This window comes from Microbacterium sp. Soil_C_42, from assembly GCF_057656735.1.
On the sequence record NZ_JBDGJU010000054.1, the window covers coordinates 1 to 17,758 of the forward strand.

The 17,758-nt window shown below is 69.7% G+C and carries 16 protein-coding genes; 4 read left to right on the top strand and 12 right to left on the bottom strand.

Features of this window, described 5'->3' with window-relative positions:
- Window positions 1-73: 73 nt before the first annotated feature.
- From AC3A46_RS18310 to AC3A46_RS18335, 6 genes are all read right to left on the bottom strand, one after another.
- A complete protein-coding gene (locus tag AC3A46_RS18310) occupies window positions 74-985 on the bottom strand; it encodes a PfkB family carbohydrate kinase (RefSeq protein WP_487666499.1) in 912 nt (303 codons plus the stop codon).
- Entirely contained in the window at window positions 982-1,482 is a 501-nt protein-coding gene (locus AC3A46_RS18315) for an FBP domain-containing protein (RefSeq protein ID WP_487666500.1), read from the bottom strand. Before AC3A46_RS18315 ends, AC3A46_RS18310 begins: the two co-directional genes overlap by 4 nt.
- A gap of 96 nt (window positions 1,483-1,578) precedes the next feature.
- Entirely contained in the window at window positions 1,579-3,570 is a 1,992-nt protein-coding gene (locus AC3A46_RS18320; protein ID WP_487666501.1) for a glycoside hydrolase family 13 protein, read from the bottom strand.
- 114 nt (window positions 3,571-3,684) lie between these two features.
- Window positions 3,685-4,581: a sugar ABC transporter permease gene (locus AC3A46_RS18325; RefSeq protein ID WP_487666513.1), complete on the bottom strand. Its 897-nt coding sequence runs from the start codon at window positions 4,579-4,581 to the stop codon at window positions 3,685-3,687.
- Between the two features lie 115 nt (window positions 4,582-4,696).
- Window positions 4,697-6,316 carry an ABC transporter permease subunit gene (locus tag AC3A46_RS18330; RefSeq protein ID WP_487666502.1) on the bottom strand — a complete coding sequence of 540 codons (1,620 nt, stop codon included), beginning with the start codon at window positions 6,314-6,316 and terminating at the stop codon, window positions 4,697-4,699.
- An 81-nt stretch (window positions 6,317-6,397) separates the two neighbouring features.
- On the bottom strand, window positions 6,398-7,627 hold the full coding sequence (locus AC3A46_RS18335; protein WP_487666503.1) for a sugar ABC transporter substrate-binding protein: 1,230 nt from the start codon (window positions 7,625-7,627) through the stop codon (window positions 6,398-6,400).
- 266 nt (window positions 7,628-7,893) lie between these two features.
- On the opposite strand from AC3A46_RS18335, the gene AC3A46_RS18340 reads away from it, so the two are divergent.
- Window positions 7,894-8,382 (top strand): YajQ family cyclic di-GMP-binding protein, encoded by a 489-nt coding sequence (locus AC3A46_RS18340; protein WP_374975420.1) that lies wholly within the window; start codon window positions 7,894-7,896, stop codon window positions 8,380-8,382.
- A gap of 30 nt (window positions 8,383-8,412) precedes the next feature.
- Here AC3A46_RS18340 and AC3A46_RS18345 read toward each other — a convergent pair whose 3' ends face one another.
- Complete coding sequence (locus AC3A46_RS18345) at window positions 8,413-9,570, bottom strand: MalY/PatB family protein (protein WP_487666504.1); 1,158 nt, start codon at window positions 9,568-9,570, stop codon at window positions 8,413-8,415.
- A gap of 47 nt (window positions 9,571-9,617) precedes the next feature.
- On the opposite strand from AC3A46_RS18345, the gene AC3A46_RS18350 reads away from it, so the two are divergent.
- A complete protein-coding gene (locus AC3A46_RS18350; protein ID WP_487666505.1) occupies window positions 9,618-10,094 on the top strand; it encodes a hypothetical protein in 477 nt (158 codons plus the stop codon).
- Window positions 10,095-10,253: 159 nt separating this feature from the next.
- Here AC3A46_RS18350 and AC3A46_RS18355 read toward each other — a convergent pair whose 3' ends face one another.
- From AC3A46_RS18355 to AC3A46_RS18375, 5 genes are all read right to left on the bottom strand, one after another.
- A complete protein-coding gene (locus AC3A46_RS18355) occupies window positions 10,254-11,345 on the bottom strand; it encodes an alpha/beta hydrolase (protein WP_487666506.1) in 1,092 nt (363 codons plus the stop codon).
- 32 nt (window positions 11,346-11,377) lie between these two features.
- Window positions 11,378-12,760 (bottom strand): FAD-dependent oxidoreductase, encoded by a 1,383-nt coding sequence (locus tag AC3A46_RS18360; RefSeq protein ID WP_487666507.1) that lies wholly within the window; start codon window positions 12,758-12,760, stop codon window positions 11,378-11,380.
- Window positions 12,761-12,869: 109 nt separating this feature from the next.
- On the bottom strand, window positions 12,870-13,925 hold the full coding sequence (locus AC3A46_RS18365) for a polyprenyl synthetase family protein (RefSeq protein ID WP_487666508.1): 1,056 nt from the start codon (window positions 13,923-13,925) through the stop codon (window positions 12,870-12,872).
- A 55-nt stretch (window positions 13,926-13,980) separates the two neighbouring features.
- Complete coding sequence (gene ubiE, locus AC3A46_RS18370; RefSeq protein ID WP_487666509.1) at window positions 13,981-14,715, bottom strand: bifunctional demethylmenaquinone methyltransferase/2-methoxy-6-polyprenyl-1,4-benzoquinol methylase UbiE; 735 nt, start codon at window positions 14,713-14,715, stop codon at window positions 13,981-13,983.
- Window positions 14,716-14,725: 10 nt separating this feature from the next.
- Window positions 14,726-15,364 carry a DUF402 domain-containing protein gene (locus AC3A46_RS18375; RefSeq protein WP_487666510.1) on the bottom strand — a complete coding sequence of 213 codons (639 nt, stop codon included), beginning with the start codon at window positions 15,362-15,364 and terminating at the stop codon, window positions 14,726-14,728.
- A 92-nt stretch (window positions 15,365-15,456) separates the two neighbouring features.
- Between AC3A46_RS18375 and AC3A46_RS18380 the strand changes: the two genes are divergently transcribed.
- Both AC3A46_RS18380 and AC3A46_RS18385 read left to right on the top strand, forming a co-directional pair.
- Window positions 15,457-17,217: a S8 family serine peptidase gene (locus AC3A46_RS18380; RefSeq protein ID WP_487666511.1), complete on the top strand. Its 1,761-nt coding sequence runs from the start codon at window positions 15,457-15,459 to the stop codon at window positions 17,215-17,217.
- The coding region (locus AC3A46_RS18385; protein WP_487666512.1) for a hypothetical protein at window positions 17,214-17,758 on the top strand (545 nt) is incomplete at its 3' end. The genes AC3A46_RS18380 and AC3A46_RS18385, both read left to right, overlap by 4 nt.

Genomic DNA, 17,758 nt, shown 5'->3' on the forward strand with positions numbered 1-17,758 from the left:
ATCAGCACAGGCGCCACTCCGCCATCGGAGCCCCACCCTTCAGCAGACTCAACAACCTGCCTGGACATCACATCTAGGTGCCGATGTGGTCGATGTCGAGGCCCTCGAGCGCGCTCGGCGTACGCAGCAGCGCCCCCTCGAAACGACAGGTCGCGGCCGCTGCGTCCATTGCCGCGACCAGCACCGTGTCCCAGTCGTCGGCGCTCTCCGGCGCCCTCGCGACAAGCGCGGCGACGGTGGCGGCGAAGGCGGCGTCGCCCGCGCCCATCGTGTCGACGATGCGGCCGGGCAGGTTCGCGATCGGCCGCGTCACCACGACCTCGCCGGCCTCGATCGTGGCGCCGGCCGCGCCTTCGGTGGCCAGCACCGCGCGGGCGCCGAGATCGATCAGACGGGCGCGCAGAGCGTCGAGCGGCTCGCCGTACAGGAGCGCCGCGTCGTCCTCGCCGACTTTCACGAGGGCGGCCCCGGCCGCGAGGGACTCGAAGCCGCGCACGAACTCGTCCTTGTCGTGCATCATGCCGGTGCGGGGGTTGGGATCGACCGCGACGGATGCCTCGGCCCCGGCGATCGCGTCTGCCAGCTCCGCGGCCTGCTCGGCGTCGTCGAAGGCGAAGCAGCTCACGACGACGAGGTCGGCGTCGGCGAACGCCTGACGCTCGGCGTCGCCGAAGCGGATCCGTCGGCGCTGTGACGCCTCGTTGAACTCGTACACGGGCTCTCCCGCGCCGGAGCGCGTGCTGACCGCGCGTGCGGTGCCCAGAAGCGAGGGCGTCGCGAGGAGCTCGACGCCGAAGTCCGCGAGGTAGCGCCGGACGCGCGAGGCCGGCTCGTCGTCGCCCAGCATCGCGACGAGGGTCGCCGGCACGCCGAGCCGCGCGAGGCCGACCGCGACATTGAGCGCGGCTCCCCCGACGAACTCCCGCACGCCGTGGTCGTCACGCAGTTCGTCGATGAGCGCGTCGCCCACCACCACGACCGTCATCGCCGCACTCCTGCCGTCTCGAGCACCCGGCCGACGAACGCCTCCGTGCGCCGACGCGTGCCGTCGATCTTCATGTCGACGCTCGCCCGCACCTCGTTGGGCGCGAGCGGCGGTGCGAGGCGCACGTTCTCGTGGCACGACAGGTCGGCGCAGATGTACGTGCCCACGCTGTCGCCGTGCACTCCGGCCTCGCCGGCTTTGCGCGCCGTGTACATGGTGACCTGGTCGGCGGGCTGCATCGTGTGGCACAGGTTGCACAGCGCCGCGCGCGCGTGCGATGAGCCCTCGGCGCCGCGCAGCACGATCGCGGCGGCTTCGCCGTCGATCTCGGCGACGAGGTAGCCCCTCCCGCGGGTGCGCGGGTCGCGCCACGCCAGGAAGTCGAGGTGATCCCAGTCGGTGAGCACGAAGTCGTGAGGCAGGGTGACGAGACGCAGCTCGTCGGCGGAAGCGTTCACGAACGCGGAACGCAACTCGTCTTCGGTCAGTGGGCGCATGGCACCTCCTCGCCCGCCCAGTCTACGAAGGACGACGGATGCCGCCACCCCGCGTGTCCGCGCACGCAGAGGCCGCAGCATCCGCCGCCCCCGTGGTCAGGCGGACTCGACCTGCTCCGCGGGAGTGGTCTCGTCGGCCGACACCACCCCGCGCGACACCTCGTCCGCCGTCGCCGCCTCAGGCTCGGGTGCGGGCACCTGGACGCCCGCGAGCCGCCACACCGCGAACGCGGGCCCGTCGGCCGACAGCAGCACCGCCCCGTCGCCGGCCACCGCGAGTGTCGCGTCGCCGACGAGGGGCTCAGCCGCCGCAGCGCCCGGGAGGGCGCCCGCCGGGATCTCGGCATCCGCGTCGCCCTTGGCCGCCAGCACGAGCAGCGTCTCGTCGACGGCCTCCCGCACGAACACGACGAACTCGTCGTCGACGTGCACCCAGCGCAGCCCACCGGTCGACAGGACCGGGTGCGCGTGCCGCAGCGCGACGAGCTCGCGGTAGAGCGCGAGCCGTTCGGCCACCTCCGGCTCGCCTTCGCTGCCCCACGGGATCGGCGTGCGGCTCGCCTCGCCGTCGACCCCGACGAGGCCGAACTCGTCGCCCGCGAAGATCACGGGCAGGCCCGGGAGCGTCATCATGAGGCCCGCCGCGACCGGCACCGTTCCGGGCGCCGCGTTGGTGGCGAAGCGCCCGGTGTCGTGCGTGTCGAGCGGCTGCATGTTGCCGAGCCGCACCCGCCACGGGATGCCGGCCGTGAAGCGCACCACGGCGTCGACGAACTGGCGTGCCGTGTATCGCGGGATGCCGCCGATCGGCTGCGTGAAGAACCACGGCTCGGTCGCCTCACGGCCGTCGTACGTGAGGTACGGCGCGTGGGTCGGCTCGGACAGCCACCCCCACACCGGCCGCGTGAACGACGGGTACGTCATGGCGCCGTGCCAGCCGTCGCCCTGCAGGTCGCTCGCGGCGTCGTTGGTCGACTCCCCCAGCAGGATCGTGTCGGGGTTGATCTCGATCATCGTGCGCCGCAGCAGCTGGCGCACCTCGGCGTTGAGGTCGACGGAGCCCAGGCGCCCTGTCATGTTGGCGACGTCGATGCGCCAGCCGTCGGCCGAGTACGGCGGCTTGAGCCACTTCGCGACGACGGAGTCGGGGCCTTCGATGAACCGGTGGCGCAGCTCCTGGGATGCCCAGTTGAACTTGGGCAGCGTCGGCACGCCGAGCCATGACGCATACTCGGTGTTCGCGTCATCCGTGAAGTAGTAGAACTCCTCCTCCGCAGCGCCGGGGTGGCCGAGCGCCGCCTGGAACCACTCGTGGCGATCGCCCGAGTGGTTGCTCGTGAGATCGCCGATGACACGGATGCCGCGGGCATGCGCCGCCTCGATCAGCCGGACGTATGCCTCATCGCCGCCGAGGAGCGGGTCGACGCGGTCGAAGCTCGACGCGTCGTAGCGGTGGTTGGACGCCGCCGGGAAGATCGGCGTGAGGTAGAGCAGGTTGACGCCCAGCGAGACGAGGTGGTCGAGCTTCTCGATGACGCCCTCGAGGTCGCCGCCGTAGAACTGCTGCGAGCGCGCCGGCACGACGGGATCGACGGGGTCGTCCCAGGTCGCCGGGATCGCCCAGTCCGGGGTCGGGTGGGTGTCGGCCTGCGCGGACCGCGCGAAGCGGTCGGGGAACACCTGGTACATCACGGAGTCGGTGAGCCATGCCGGGGGCGCCGGGTACGCGACGAGCGCGAAGTCCTCGGCGTCGAGGGTCTCGATCGGGTGGAGTCCGGTCTGGTTCAGCCACTCCACCCGCCCGTCACCACCACCATCGGCACGGTGCACGAGCACCCAGCGGTAGCCGTGCCGCGGGTTGCGCACGGTGACGGGAGCCTCCCACCACTCCCAGCCGTCGGCGGACCCGAGAGCCACGGCATCCGTCCATTCCGGCTCGTGATCGGGATTCGACCTCGTGCGCACCGCAGCGAGGGGGCCGTAGCCCGCCGGCACGCGCAGCCGAACGGTGACCACGTCGCCGAGCTGCGGCGCCAGGTCGGACACGTACAGCGGCGAGCCGTCGTGGTGAGGGAGGAGGGGCGTCATGGCTCGGCCTTTCGTCAGGCGGGCGGTGGCGGTGCTCGCCTCGATCATCGCAGAGCGGATGCTGCGACAGCACGCAGCCGTCGCAGCATCCGCTCTCGGATCAGCCCTGCGAGATCAGCCCTTCGTGGCGCCGGCGGTGAGGCCACCGACGATGTACTTCTGCAGCAGCAGGAAGACGATGACGACCGGGATCGCCGCCATCACGGCACCGGCCGCGAAGGCCGACCAGTCCGCGTAGCGCGGGTTGGAGACGAGCTTCGTGAGTCCGACGATGAGCGTCTGCTTGTCGGGATCGATGAGCAGCACGCTCGCGATCATGTACTCGTTGATGAGGCCGATGAACGACAGCAGGCCGACGACGGCGAGGATCGGCGCGACCAGGCGCAGGATGATCGTGAAGAAGATGCGCGCGTGTCCTGCACCGTCGATCTTCGCCGCCTCGTCGAGCTCACGCGGGATCGTGTTGAAGAACCCGTACATGAGATACGTGTTCACGCCCAGCGCGCCGCCGAGATAGATGAGGATCAGACCGCTCAGCGTGTTGAGCCCGATCGCGGGGAACCAGTCGCTGATCGCGCTGAACATGAGGAAGATCGCGACCACGGCGAGCATCTGCGGGAACATCTGCACCACGACGATCGTGATGAGCCCGACGCGGCGTCCGCTGAAGCGCATGCGCGAGAACGCGTAGGCGGCGAGCGCGCCGATGAACACCATCGAGAACCCGGTGATCAGCGCCACGATCATCGTGTTCACGAACCACTGGCCGTACGGCACCTGCGGATTCGTGAGGATGCGGACGTAGGCGTCGAGACTGATCGACGAGAACAGCTGGTTGCTTCCCGTCAGCGTTCCGTCGCCGTTCAGCGACGAGGACAGCACGTACACGAGCGGGAAGATCGCGAAGATCGAGCCGATGATCGCGACGACGTGGCGCCATCCGGTGTCGCGGAACCACTTTCCGAAGGGGCGACGGCGAGCGGGCTTCTCGGCCTTGGGCGACGGCGCCATGCCGCCCACCTCGGTCTCGAACTGCGCGGCGGTGCCGCCGGCGGCGACGGCGAGGGTCGCGTTGCGGGCGACGGTCTTGTCAGGGTGAGCGAGACGGTCCTGGGATTCAGACATGTCAGTTCAGCTCCTCGAGGGCCTTGGTCTTGCGGAAACTGATGATCGCGATGACGGCCACGACGATGAAGATGAGGATCGTGAACGCCGAGGCGAGTCCGTAGTCGCGGTTCTGCCCGGTGAAGGCGACCTTGTAGACCATCGAGATCAGCAGGTCGGTATGGCCCACGGGTATCGTCGCGTCCTCGAACCTCGGCCCGCCGCCGGTGAGCATGTAGATGAGGTTGAAGTTGTTGAAGTTGAACGCGAACGACGCGATGAGGATCGGTGCGACCGTCACCAGCAGCAGCGGAAGCTTGATGCGGCGGAAGATCTGCCAGGGGCTGGCGCCGTCCATCACGCCGGCCTCGTTGACCTCTTCGGGGATGCCCTGGAGCGCCCCCATGCACACCAGGAACATGTAGGGGAAGCCCAGCCAGAGGTTGACGAGGAGCACGGAGACCTTCGCCATCACCGGATCGGTGAGCCACGGGATCTCGGCGCCGCCCAGCAGCACCTGGTTGATGAAGCCGAAGCTCTTGTTCATCATTCCCGCCCACACCAGCGCGCCGAGGAACGCCGGGAACGCGTACGGCAGGATCAGCATGATCCGGTACCCGTTCTTGAAGCGCATGCGCTTGTTCTGGAACAGCATGGCCAGCAGCAGCCCGAGGAAGAACGTCGAGGCGACCGAGACGATGGCGAACACGAACGTCCAGAGGGTGACCGAGATGAGCGGTCCGCGGATGGACGCGTCGGTGATCGCCCGCACGAAGTTCTCGAAGCCCACGAACACCTGCCAGCCCGGCATGAGCTGTTCGCCGGACTCCGAGGTGAACGCGCCCTCTCCCGTGTCGGAGTACACCGTGCCGGTGGCGGTGTCGGTCATCGTGTCGGCATCGGCGTCGTAGACGAGCGTCGACGTGTAGAGGTAGCCCTTCTGGCCGTCCTGCGTACGGATCGCGCCATCGTTGGGATCGGTGCTGTAGGGAACGGCGAGCTGCTCGACGTCATTGCTGCGCGCGAGCACGTCGGCGAAGGTGAGGGTCGTCCAGCCGTCTACGGCGACGGCCTTGCCGCCCTCCATGGTGGCCTCGACCGGTTCGAGGGGCTTCTGGTTGGTGCCGAGGGATGCCTCGCCGTCGGTCGGATCGGTGACGAGCAGGCCGAGCTCGCCGACGCGCTCGACGACGGTGACGTCGTAGGTCGGCGAATCCTCGACGCGGACGAGCGAGGACCGCATGAGCGAGGCGATCGCCTGGTCCTTCGAGCCGTTGTGGCCGGTGCCGTAGTTCGTGAAGCCGATGTAGCCGGTGTAGACCAGCGTGAAGATCTGGAACACGACGAGCAGGATGATGCCCGGCGTCAGGTATTTCGCGGGAATGGTGCGGCGCGAGAAGTAGATCCAGTTGACGAGGATCGTGACGGCCGTGACGAGGGTCAGCACCAGCCACTCGTTGTGGAGGAAGAGCACGAACACGGCGTACAGCGCGAGCGCGTCGACGATGGCGAGCAGCGCGATCTTCAGCACCACCCAGCGCACCTTGCCGCCGGCGGCATCGGCGATCCGCGCGGCGCTGCGCTGACGCGGCGTCGGCGTCGGCGTCTTCTCGGCCGTGTCGGCCTGAACAGTGTCGGTCATCGATCGTCCTCAAGATCGGGACCGGGACGGATGCCGCGGCATCCGTCCCGGTCGCCTGTCGCGGTCTTCGACCGCAGGGTGTTACTTGATGGCGGCGCTCACGTCGTCGACGAGCTTCTGCCACGTCGCCGTCGGGTCCTCGCCGTTGATGATGGCGGCCTCGGCGATGCCCCAGTACTGCCAGACCGAGCCCATCGCCGGGATCGCGGGCATCGGCACCGCGTCGGCGCCGACGGCCTGGAAGCCGGCGATGATCGGGTCAGACGCAGCCGTGTCAGCAGCGGCGGTGAGGGCGGGCAGGATGTTGCCGGCCTCGAACAGCTCGAGCTGGACGTCCTCGGTGCCGATGTAGTTGACGAGGAAGTCGTTCGCGGCGACCTTGTTGTCGGACTCCGAGCTCACGAAGAAGCCCTTGACACCGGCGAACGGCTGGGCCGGGGCGCCGGTCGGGCTCGGGATCGTGTCGATCGCGACGTTGATGCCGGCGTCGGTGGCCGTGCCGACGTTCCACGGGCCGGTGAGCCAGAAGGCCGACTCGCCATCGAGGAACTTGGTCTTGGCGATGTCACCGTCGATGTCGGTGTTGAAATTGCCCGCGGCACCCTGGGCGCCGAGCCAGCTGGCGAACTGGAAGCCGCCCTCGCTGCCCATCTGCAGGTCGGTCGGGTCGTAGTTGCCCTCGGCGTCGGTGCCGAACACCGGAGCGCCGAACGCCGTCTGGAACGGGTACAGGTGGTAAGGGTTGCCCTCGACGCCCTGCTCCACGACGAACGGCGTGGTGAGGCCGGCGGCCTGGCCCTTGGCGATCATGTCGTCGAAGCTCGCGGCCGGCTCGGGGATGATGTCGGCGTTGCGGAGGATCGCGATGTTCTCGACCGCGTACGGGAGCATGTAGGTGGTGCCGTCGTAGTTCGAGGCCTGGAGCGCGACCGGGAGGTAGTCGCCGGCGGTGTCGCCGAGCTCGATCGGCGCCACGACGCCGTTGGTCGAGAGCTCGCCGAGCCAGTCGTGCGCACCCATGACCACGTCGGGGCCCTTGCCCGTCGGCGCCTGCTGGATGAAGTCGTCCTTGATCTTGCCGACGTCCTTGCCGACGAGGTCGACCGTGACACCGGTCTTCTCGCTGTACGCGTCGGCGGCGCCCTTCAGCGCGTCCACGCGCTCGGAGTCGACCCAGACGGTCAGCGTCGACGTGGCGTCGCCCTCGTCGTTCGAACCGGTGTCGTCACCGCTGCCCGCGCAACCCGCGAGGACGATCGACGCGACGGCGAGACCGCCGAGCGCGAGCCAGCTCTTCTTGTTCACCTTCATCGGTGCAGTGCCTCTCTGGAGTGCTGAGTGAGTCCGGCCGCACTGTCGGTCGCGACGGTGCGGGTTCGACTCTCGCCTGCGGAAATGCAAGCGCTTACATTTGTAACTCAGCAGACGACATATGGCAACATCGGGCTGGGATCGATACCTCGCCGTGACTTTCAGCGCTCGCATGGAATCGCTTGCACACGTGGCACCGGCTGGAACCGCGTGCACCGGCATCCGTTCTCCCGCGCTGTGCGGCCACCGCCGATAGACTGCCCGCCATGGCAGATTCTTCGTTCGACATCGTCAGCAAGGTCGACCACCAGGAGGCGGAGAACGCCCTCAACCAGGCCCGCAAGGAGATCGAGCAGCGCTACGACTTCAAGGGCACCGGGGCGTCCGTCGAGTGGAGCGGTGAGTCCGTGCTCATCAAGGCCAGCACCGAGGATCGCGCGAAGGCCGTCCTCGACGTCTTCCAGTCGAAGCTCATCAAGCGCGGCATCTCGCTGAAGAGCCTCGAGTCGGGAGAGCCCTTCGCCAGCGGCAAGGAATACCGCATCATCTCGACGATCAAAGACGGCATCTCGTCCGAGAACGCGAAGAAGATCTCGAAGATCATCCGCGACGAAGGTCCCAAGTCGGTGAAGTCGCAGATCCAGGGCGACGAGCTGCGCGTGCAGTCGAAGTCGCGCGACGACCTGCAGGAGGTGCAGCGCCTGCTCAAGGCCGCCGACCTCGACGTCGACCTCCAGTTCGTCAACTACCGCTGACGCGAGCCCCGATCGGGCTGGGGCCCTGCTTCAGACGGTCACGCTCGCGAGGCGCCTCACCGCCTCGGTGATCGTGTCGGGCGAGCAGGCGAGGTTCATCCGGGCATACCCCGCGCCTTGCCGACCGAACCTCGGTCCGCTCGACAGCGCCACACGTGCGCGCTCTTCGGCGATGACGGCGGGATCGTCTCCCCAGCCCAGGGCGGACATGTCCAGCCACGCCAGATAGCTCGCCGAGGGACGCCGAAGTCGCACCGCGGGCAGGTGTTCGGCGAGTTCGGCCTGGAGATGGTCGGCGTTGCCCTGCACCGCGGCGATCGTGCCGTCGAGCCACTCGCGGCTGTGGGCGAACCCTTCTCGCGTCGCGATCAGCCCGAACTGCCCCGCCCGGAAGGTGACCTCCTCCGGCAGCGAGCGGATGAGGTCGGTCATCCGGTCCGACGCGGACACGAACAGGGCCGTCTTCAACCCGGCGAGGTTGAAGGCCTTGCTCCCCGACTCCGCGGCGATCCCGTGGGCCTGCGCGTGCGCCGAGACGGTGAGGTACGGCGTGAACTCGACGCCGTGATGGGTGAGCGGTGCATGGATCTCGTCCGAGACGACGAATCCGTCGTGGCGGGCGACGATCCGGGAGAGCTCTTCGAGGGTCGCACGGTCGTGGACCAGTCCGACGGGATTGTGCGGGCTGCACAGCAGCACGCCCTTCGCACCCGCAGCCAGTGCGCGATCGATGCCTTCGAGGTCGAGCGCGTAGGCGGAGCCGTCGTCCTGCAGCGGCACTTCGACGACGGCTCCGCCGGCCTCGGGGATGAGGTCGTAGAACGGCGGATAGATCGGCGGGGTGATCACGACCCCGTCGCCGGGATCGATCAGCCGGCGGAGCGCCTCAACGATCACGACGCTGACATCGGTCGTGATTCCCATCCGCGCGATGTCCGGCTCCCATCCCCACGCGGCCGCGGCGTAGTCGCGGAACGCCTCCCGCGCACCGGGATCGAGGGGATTCACGTAGCCCGTGTCGCCCAGGTCGATCGCCTCGTGCAGCGCCTTCTTGATCGCCGGCGCCAGCGGGAAGTCCATCTCGGCGACGAACATCGGCAGCACGTCGTCGGAGTAGACGCCCCACTTCTCGCTCGTGCGCCGGCGGAGAGTCGTCATGGCGTCGGCCGGCGTGGGGGTGACGGGCATGGTCGTTGCTCCTCTATCGCGATGGAAACTGACCCTACACTCGGGCCATGCGCTTCCTCCGGGCCGTGTTGTCGGCCGTCGTCGCGACGCTGCCGGTGCTGGTCGTCCTCCTCATCCCCTCGCTCGTCCGCAGCGACATCGACGGGGGCTCCGCCGCCGGTGTCGGCACCGCGATCCTCAATGCCGCGTTCATCGCAGCGGTCATCCTGATCCCGCGGGTGAACGGGTGGCTCGACCCGGAGGTGCCGGACTGGACGTCGTCGACGGCGATGGCCGCGGCGGGCCGGGTGTGGCGCAGCCGCATCTGGCTCGCGCTCCTCGCCGTCCTGGCCCTGCTGGCCATCCTCGCCGCGGGTCAGACGGCCGCGTACCTGCTGAGCCAGAACGCGCCGGCGGTCACTGACGGAACGCTCGACTACAGCCGCTTCCTCGCGCAGGAGCTCGTCGTGTACCTGCTCGGATACGTGCTCTCGCTCACGACCTACGTGCTCCTCGTGCGCGTGCTCGCCCGCCGCGCGGAGTGATCGACCGTCTCAGGAACGATAAAGGCCCCGGGTGCTGGGGACACCCGGGGCCTGTCGTCGTCTGCTCTCGCACAACCAACCCCCCGGTTAGCGGCGCGTGACGACGGATGGGAAGGATTCTTGGGGAGGGCCTTCCCTGAGATGCTGGGGACATCTCCCCTACAGCTTAACCCGACTGTCCACAAGAGCGCTGTCCCCTTTTCGGGGGACATTCTCGTCCGGTACGACGTACGCGCGAGCCCAGCGGTCGAGAGCATCGTACGCGATCGCCTGAGGAGCGGGGCGGGAGAGGAAGACGTCGTGGATCGCACCCTCGACGCGGGCGATCGTGACGAGCCCGCCGATGCGGGTCGCGGCGCGGGCGATGTCGTCGACCACGAGCACGGAGTCCGTCGACGTCATCGATTCCTTCCACGACAGCGGCGTCGTCGCACCGGCCGACAGCAGCACCATCGCCGGGCAGGCGACGTCGACGCCGGCTGCGACCCGGCGGTGCCCCTCCATCACGGCCGACAGCCACCCGGGCGCCGTCGGGAAGCCCCGGTCGGGCCGCCACACGGCGCGGTGCTCGTCGTGCGGCAGCGTGCCGATCTCGTCCTGTGCGCGTGTGTAGAACCCGAAGTCGACCGCGGGCTGCGTTCCGCGCGGGTCGAGCCTCGCCCGCATGTCCACCAGAGGTGCCAGCGCCTGACGACCCAGGGTGCCCAGCTGGAGCTCGAGCCACGGGCTGTTGAGCACGAGCGCGTGCGCGCGACCGGGGTGCCGAGCCGCCCAGAGGGTGAGGGTGAGGCCCCCGGTCGAATGCCCCATCAGCACGAGCTTGCGTCCTCCACCGCCCGTGTCCGGTTCCGTCGGCGGCGCTTGTCCGGCTGTGCCCGGAGCGTGTCCCATCGCGTGCAGCGCGGCCCCGATGTCGACGTCGTAGTCATCGAGGGAGTCGACGTACCCGGGCACCTGCCCCTCCCGGAGGCTCCGCCCGTAGCGACGCAGATCGAGCGCGTAGAAGCGCGCACCGCGCCCCGTCCAGAACCGCGCGAGGTCGCGCTGGAAGAAGTAGTCCGACCAGCCGTGCACGTAGAGCACGTCGACGTCGCGCAGCGGGGCGAGCAGGGTCAGGAGCGGATTCGGGATGCTGCGCACCAGCGTCGCGACCAGCGGCCCGTGCACGCCGTCCACGCCGAGCGGCAGCGTCAGCTGCTCGAACGGCTTCCCGAGGATGTCGGGGACCCACGTCAGGGATGGCCCGGCCATCCCCTCAGCCTAGAGGCGGCGTTTCGACCAGCTCAACGACCGGGGGCGGCGCGGGAGATCGTCACCATCTCGTCGCGGGGCACGACCTTGATGCGCGCCCGCTCGTGGGGTGCGCCGAGCGCCATCTCGTGCTCGTCGAGGCGGTGCCAGCCGTCGAGGTCGGTCCAGGCCACACCGCGCTCGGCGAGGAGCGCCGGGATGGCCTCCTCCGACGGGTCGGCCGGCTGCCACCAGGTGCCCTGGTCGTTGATGAGGTGACGGACGGTCTCCATGGCGTCGGACTTGGTGTGACCGATGAGGCCGACCGGGCCGCGCTTGATCCATCCGGTGGCGTACACGCCGTTGACGCGCTGGTTCGAGTCCTTGCTCAGCACCTGGCCCTCGCGGTTCGGGATGACGCCGTGACGCTTGTCGAACGGCACGCCCGGCAAGGGCGATCCGAAATACCCGACGGCGCGGTACAGCGCCTGGATCGGCACCTCACGCAGCTCGCCGGTGCCGACGACGCCGCCTTCCCCGTCGGGACGCGTGCGCTCGTACACGAGGGCGGACACGCGGCCCTCCGCATCCGTCTTCACTTCGATCGGCTTGGCGTAGAAGTGCAGGTGAAGGCGGCGCGACGCCGTGCCACCGGAGTTGTTGACCGAGTCGCGCTTGCGCCAGGACTGCAGCACACGGTCGATGACCATGACCTGCTTGTTGCTCGCGATGGCGGCGCGGGCCGCGTCGTCGTAGTCGAAGTCCTCGTCGTAGACGACCATGTCGACGTCGCGCAGCTCGCCGAGCTCCCGCAGCTCCAGCGGCGTGAACTTCACGTTCGCCGGACCACGACGGCCGAACACGTGCACGTCGGTCACCTTCGAGGCGACCAGGCCCTCGTGGACGTTGTCGGGGATCTCGGTCGGGAGCAGGTCCTCGGCGTGCTTGGCCAGCATGCGCGATACATCGAGTGCGACGTTGCCGTTGCCGATGACGGCGACGGATGCTGCCTCCAGCGGCCACTCGCGCGGCACATCCGGGTGCCCGTCGAACCAGCTCACGAAGTCGGCGGCACCGTACGACCCGACGGCGTCGATGCCGGGGATCTCGAGGTCGGTGTCGCGGATCGCGCCGGTGGCGAAGATGACAGCGTTGTAGTGGTGCTTGAGGTCGTCGAGGGTGATGTCCTCGCCGAAGCGCACGTTGCCGAAGAGGCGGATGTCGCCGCGGTCGAGCACCTCGCGCAGGGCCGTGATGATGCCCTTGATGCGGGGGTGGTCGGGGGCGACGCCGTAGCGGACCAGCCCGTACGGCGCGGGCAGCTGCTCGAACAGGTCGATCGACACGTCGAACTTGCGCTCGGCCTTCAGCAGGATGTCGGCGGCGTAGATGCCCGCCGGTCCTGCGCCGACGATCGCCAGTCGGAGCTTGGTCATGGTGGTCCTTTCGGGAGGTCGGCTCGTCGCAGTCCCCCGGTCGTGAGCGAGGTTTCGACTCGCTTCGCTCGCTCGACCCGGGTCTGCGCGAGACGAGTTGCGGGTACGTCTAACTGGAGCGGTCGGCGACGGCCTGGGCGAACCGGGTGAGGGCCTCCCGCACCGCGCCGTCGGGTAGCGGCGCGAGCGCCTCGATCGCCTCGGTCGACCACGCGTTGGCGAGGTCGAGGGTCGCCTGGGTGGCCTCGTGATCGCGCAGCTGCGTAAGCGGCTCGTCGAGGATCGCGGGATCCGCGCCGTCGGCGATGCGCGCCACGCCCTCGTCGATGCGGTCCCGCAGGTCGACGGAGGCGGCATCGGTCCGCTGCCCGAGCACGAGGTAGGGCATGGTCGGCACGCCGGCCCGCAGGTCGGTGCCGGGCACCTTGCCGGTCTCATCGGGATCGGCCGACAGGTCGATGACGTCGTCGAGCAGCTGGAACGCGACGCCGGCCTTCTCGCCGAACGTCACCATGGGCTGCTCGAACTGCTTGGGCCCGTTGGAGAACACGATGCCCGACTGCGCGGCCGCCGCGATGAGCGAACCCGTCTTGTCGGAGAGCACCTGGAGGTAGAACGCGACGCGATCGTCCTCGTCGGACGGCCCGACCGTCTCGTGCATCTGCCCGAGCACGAGCCTCTCGAACGTGTCGGCCTGCAGCCGGATGGCATCCTCGCCGTGGCGCGCCATGATCTGGCTCGCGCGGGAGAACAGCAGGTCTCCGGTGAGGATCGCGATGTTGTTGCCCCACACGGCGTGCGCACTGGGGACACCGCGACGCTTGTCGGCAGCATCCATCACGTCGTCGTGGTAGAGGGATCCGAGATGCGTCATCTCCAGAGCAGTCGCGGCATCGATCACCTCGTCGGTGACACCGTCGCCGAGCTGGGCGGTCAACAGCGCCAGCATGGGGCGGATGCGCTTGCCGCCGGCGTCGTAGAGATACCGGCTGGTCGCGTCGGCGAGCGTGTCGGCCACGCGCAGCTCGCGCTCGAGGGCGCTGTCGACGCGCTTGAGCCCCGCCTCGACGGTCTTGAGCAGGCCGCGCGATCGCGCGCCCCCGAAGATGCGGTCGGTGAGGCCCAGCTTGCCCGCGATATGCGAGCCCGGCGCTGTCGGTGTCACACGCCCAGCCTACCGGGGGCGCGTTTCGTCGCGGTCCGCCGAGCGACGAGCGCTGCTAGACCTGGGGTTTCGTGGCGCGGTGCAGCGCGACGATGCCCATCGAGAGGTTGCGGTGCGCGACGTGTGTCCAGCCTGCCTGGCGGATCCACGCCGACAGCGTGCGCTGGTCGGGCCAGTCGCGGATCGACTCGTTCAGGTAGTCGTACGCCTCGGCGTTCGAGCTGACGGTCTTCGCGACGACCGGCAGCACACGGTCGTTGTAGAAGCGATACAGGCCGTTGAACGCCTTCGACGGCGGGTGCGAGAACTCGCAGACGACGAGGCGCCCGCCCGGCTTCGTGACACGCAGCAGCTCGCTCAGCGCCCTCTTCGGCTCGTTCACGTTGCGCAGCCCGAACGACATCGTGACCACGTCGAACTCGTCGTCGCCGAAGGGCAGGTCGGTCGCGTCGGCCTGCACGAAGGAGAGATTCCGGATGCCGCTGTGCCGGCGTCGCCCCTCGGCGATCATGCCGGGCGAGAAGTCCGCCGCGACGACCGTGGCTCCCCGGCCGGCCAAGGCGACGCTCGAGGCGCCCGTGCCGGCGGCGAGGTCGAGGATGCGCTGCCCGGCACGCGGGTTCACCGCGCGCGTCGTCGCCGCGCGCCAGAACCGGTCGTTGCCCATGCTCAGCACGGTGTTGGTGCGGTCGTAGCCGGCCGCGACCTGGTCGAACATGCCGCTCACGCGCGACGGGTCCTTATGGAGGTCGGCGCGGTTCGGCTCGTGATCGGAGGGGTGGGATGCCACGGCTTCGAGTCTAGGTGGCGGTTCCGCCTGCGCCGGGGCCGCCGTCACCCGCGGCTGCGAAGGAGACGGGTGGGGGCGGCGCGACGGCGTCGTAGGACGCGAGACGGGCGAGCCACGCATCGGGCGTCGCGTCATCGAAGGGCGCCTCCGCCACCGCGACGCGGCGCTCGAGGTCCGCGGCGAGCGCCTCGAGCCTGTCGACGAGATCGAGCGGGTAGCCGTAGGCGACGCGGTGCTCATCCCACTCGTCACGGTCGTCGACGAACAGCCCACGCCCGTCGATCGCCTTCACGACGTCGAGGTCCATGTCGATGCCGCGGGGTTCGTGGCCCTCCCAGCGGATGTCCCACGCGATGTCGATGTAGATCCGCACGCGCCGCGGCGCCCCGTGGACGGTCATCGCGTAGTCGCCGCTCGGCGGGATGAGGGTGACGTTGGGTCCGTCGGCGAGGAACTCGAGGCCCGGACGGACGTTGCGCCAGCCGGAGGGCTGACCGACCCAGTCGCCCCACCGGTCCCTGCCGAGGTAGATGCCGTCGTTGACCCAGTGCGGGCCGCCGTCCCACTTGCGCCAGCGGAACTGGAGCGGGGCTCCGGGCTCGGGGCGGTCGGAATACGGGTGACCTGAGTGGTGCATCGGGGTCGGCACCCGCCTCAGTGTAGGGCTGTATCAGCCTCTTCCTGCCATCCCTCCTCCACGGTGGCCGCAACCTCGCGGCCCTGAAGGAGAGAAGTCCGAAAATGGCTGCAACATCCGGCGGCTCGTCGCGAAAGCGCACGTCCGCTCCTCGGGCGGAACTGGGTGCCTCCGCTCCGCTGTACATCGACGGCGACGACGTCATACCCGGCGAGGTCATCGTCACGCTCAAAGCCGACGCCGCCGATGCGATGACGGCGTCCGTGCCGATCCACCCCGGCGGCCGCGGCGGCTCGATGGCCGATTCGCTGGGGGTGTCGGGCGTCGACGCCGTGCTCGCGCGTCTCGGCGCCTACGACATCACCCGTCTCGCGCCGCCCTCGCAGGGCATCGCGCGCTCCGTGATGGCCCTGGACGGCGTGCCCGAGCCCGAGGAGTCGATCCTCGGTCGCTCGTTCCGCGTCCGCATCGACTCGAAGGTCACCCCTGACAAGGCGGCGGCTGAGCTCGACGCCCTCGACGAGGTCGAGGTCGCCGAGCCGAACCGGTGGCGGGAGGCCAGCGTCATCCCTGACGACCCGCAGTTCGGGGCGCAGTGGGGGCTGACCAAGATCAACGCCCCGGACGCGTGGGATGTCACGAAGGGATCTGCGAGCGTCGTCGTGGCGGTCATCGACTCGGGCGTCGACCTCGACCACCCCGAGCTGGCGCCGCTGCTGGTTCCAGGGTTCGACATGGTCGATCTGGGTCCGAACCCGACGCCGAACCCGGGGTGGCGCTTCGAGGGCGACTTCGCGGGGCGCGACGCGATCCCCGAGGACGAGGTCGGCCACGGCACGCACGTCGCGGGCACCATCGCCGCCGTGTCCAACAACGCCGTCGGCGTCGCGGGCGTCGGGTGGCAGACACGCATCATGCCGATCAAGGCGCTCACCCGGGTCGTGCGCATCAGCGACGGTCGCGTGAGCGGCACGGGCTCGTCGGCCGATGTCGCCGCGGCCATCCGGTACGCGGCCGACAACGGCGCCCACGTCATCAACATGAGCCTCGGCAGCCCGTCCTCGACCTCGGTCGAGGCGAGCGCGGTGGCGTACGCGGTGAGCAAGGGCGTCGTCGTCGTGGCCGCGATGGGCAACGACGGGAGCTCCTCGCCGAGCTTCCCCGCCGCCTACCCGGACGTGATCGCGGTCGCCGCGATCCAGTCGAACGAGTCGCGCGCGGCGTTCTCGCAGACCGGACCGCACATCGACATCTCGGCGCCGGGCGTCGGCATCCTGTCGACGTACCTCGCCGGCGGCCTCGCCACGATGGCCGGCACGTCGATGGCCTCGCCGCACGTGGCGGGTGTCGCGGCGCTCGTGAAGGCGGTCAAGCCGAGCCTGACGGCCACCGAGATCGGCGACATCCTCCGCTCGACGGCGAAGCCGCTGCGCGACGTCGCGAGCGATCCCGTGCCGAACGACCGGTACGGCTGGGGGCTGCTTGACGCCAGTGCGGCGGTGCTGAAGGCGCGAGGGCCGATCGTCATCAAGCCGACGATCACCGTCAAGCTGCGCACTCCGGTGGTGGCCTGCGTACCGAGGACGATCACCCTCCCGGAGTGCGGGACGATCAAGACCGTCCTTCCGCTGCAGTGCAAGAAGATCAAGACGATCCACATCGCGTGCCCCGTGACGACGACGGTGACCAAGGTCCCGACGACCGTGACGGGCCCGGGACCCGGACCCCAGCCCGGCGGCGCCGACCCGTTCGGCGTCGAGCAGGGCGACTACGAGGCCGGCTTCGCCGCCGGCTATGCCGCGGCGATCGAGGAGCTCCAGTCCGGCGGCGGCGACGCCTACGGCGAGGGGCTGTTCGACGAGTGATCGCCGACGCGACCATGGTGCGGACGGATGTGGGCACCACCCCGCATCCGTCCGTCACCGCTCTGCGCGCGGTGGGGCTGCTGGGTCCCACCGAGCTGCTGCGCGCCGAGCCCGTCGACCTCTCCCGCGCCCACGGGGTGTGGGCCGTGCACCTGCCGGACGGCCGCCGCGTGGTCGTCAAGTCGGGCGCGTTCACGCCGCCCACCGACGGATCGACCGACTCCGCCCCGGAAGGACTCGGCGCGGAGCTGTTCGTGCAGCGCATGGCGCGCTGGTGCCTCCCCCTGCAGGACGCGATCCCGTCGCCCGCGGCCGTCGACGAGGAGCACGGCATCCTCGTCGTGGAGGATCTCGGGGCGGGGCATCCCGCGTCGCTCGCCCTCGTCTCCGGCACGATCGGCGACGAGGATGCCTTCTTCCGTCTCCTCGGTGCCCGCGTGGGCGCCGTGCATCGCGCCACCGCCGCGCTGCCGTTGCCGCCGGCGCGCCCGCCGCTCGTGCTCCACGTGCTGCGCGCGGGCGAGCGCGGCGACGCGCTCGG

Bases quoted from the DNA above. Each gene is read 5' to 3' on its own strand.
- AC3A46_RS18325 (WP_487666513.1), bottom strand. From the start codon at position 4,581: ATGGCGCCGTCGCCCAAGGCCGAGAAGCCCGCTCGCCGTCGCCCCTTC.
- AC3A46_RS18310 (WP_487666499.1), bottom strand. From the start codon at position 985: ATGACGGTCGTGGTGGTGGGCGACGCGCTCATCGACGAACTGCGTGAC.
- AC3A46_RS18360 (WP_487666507.1), bottom strand. From the start codon at position 12,760: ATGACCAAGCTCCGACTGGCGATCGTCGGCGCAGGACCGGCGGGCATC.
- AC3A46_RS18335 (WP_487666503.1), bottom strand. From the start codon at position 7,627: ATGAAGGTGAACAAGAAGAGCTGGCTCGCGCTCGGCGGTCTCGCCGTC.
- AC3A46_RS18315 (WP_487666500.1), bottom strand. From the start codon at position 1,482: ATGCGCCCACTGACCGAAGACGAGTTGCGTTCCGCGTTCGTGAACGCT.
- AC3A46_RS18340 (WP_374975420.1), top strand. From the start codon at position 7,894: ATGGCAGATTCTTCGTTCGACATCGTCAGCAAGGTCGACCACCAGGAG.
- AC3A46_RS18320 (WP_487666501.1), bottom strand. From the start codon at position 3,570: ATGACGCCCCTCCTCCCTCACCACGACGGCTCGCCGCTGTACGTGTCC.
- AC3A46_RS18355 (WP_487666506.1), bottom strand. From the start codon at position 11,345: ATGGCCGGGCCATCCCTGACGTGGGTCCCCGACATCCTCGGGAAGCCG.
- AC3A46_RS18380 (WP_487666511.1), top strand. From the start codon at position 15,457: ATGGCTGCAACATCCGGCGGCTCGTCGCGAAAGCGCACGTCCGCTCCT.
- AC3A46_RS18330 (WP_487666502.1), bottom strand. From the start codon at position 6,316: ATGACCGACACTGTTCAGGCCGACACGGCCGAGAAGACGCCGACGCCG.
- AC3A46_RS18345 (WP_487666504.1), bottom strand. From the start codon at position 9,570: ATGCCCGTCACCCCCACGCCGGCCGACGCCATGACGACTCTCCGCCGG.
- AC3A46_RS18350 (WP_487666505.1), top strand. From the start codon at position 9,618: ATGCGCTTCCTCCGGGCCGTGTTGTCGGCCGTCGTCGCGACGCTGCCG.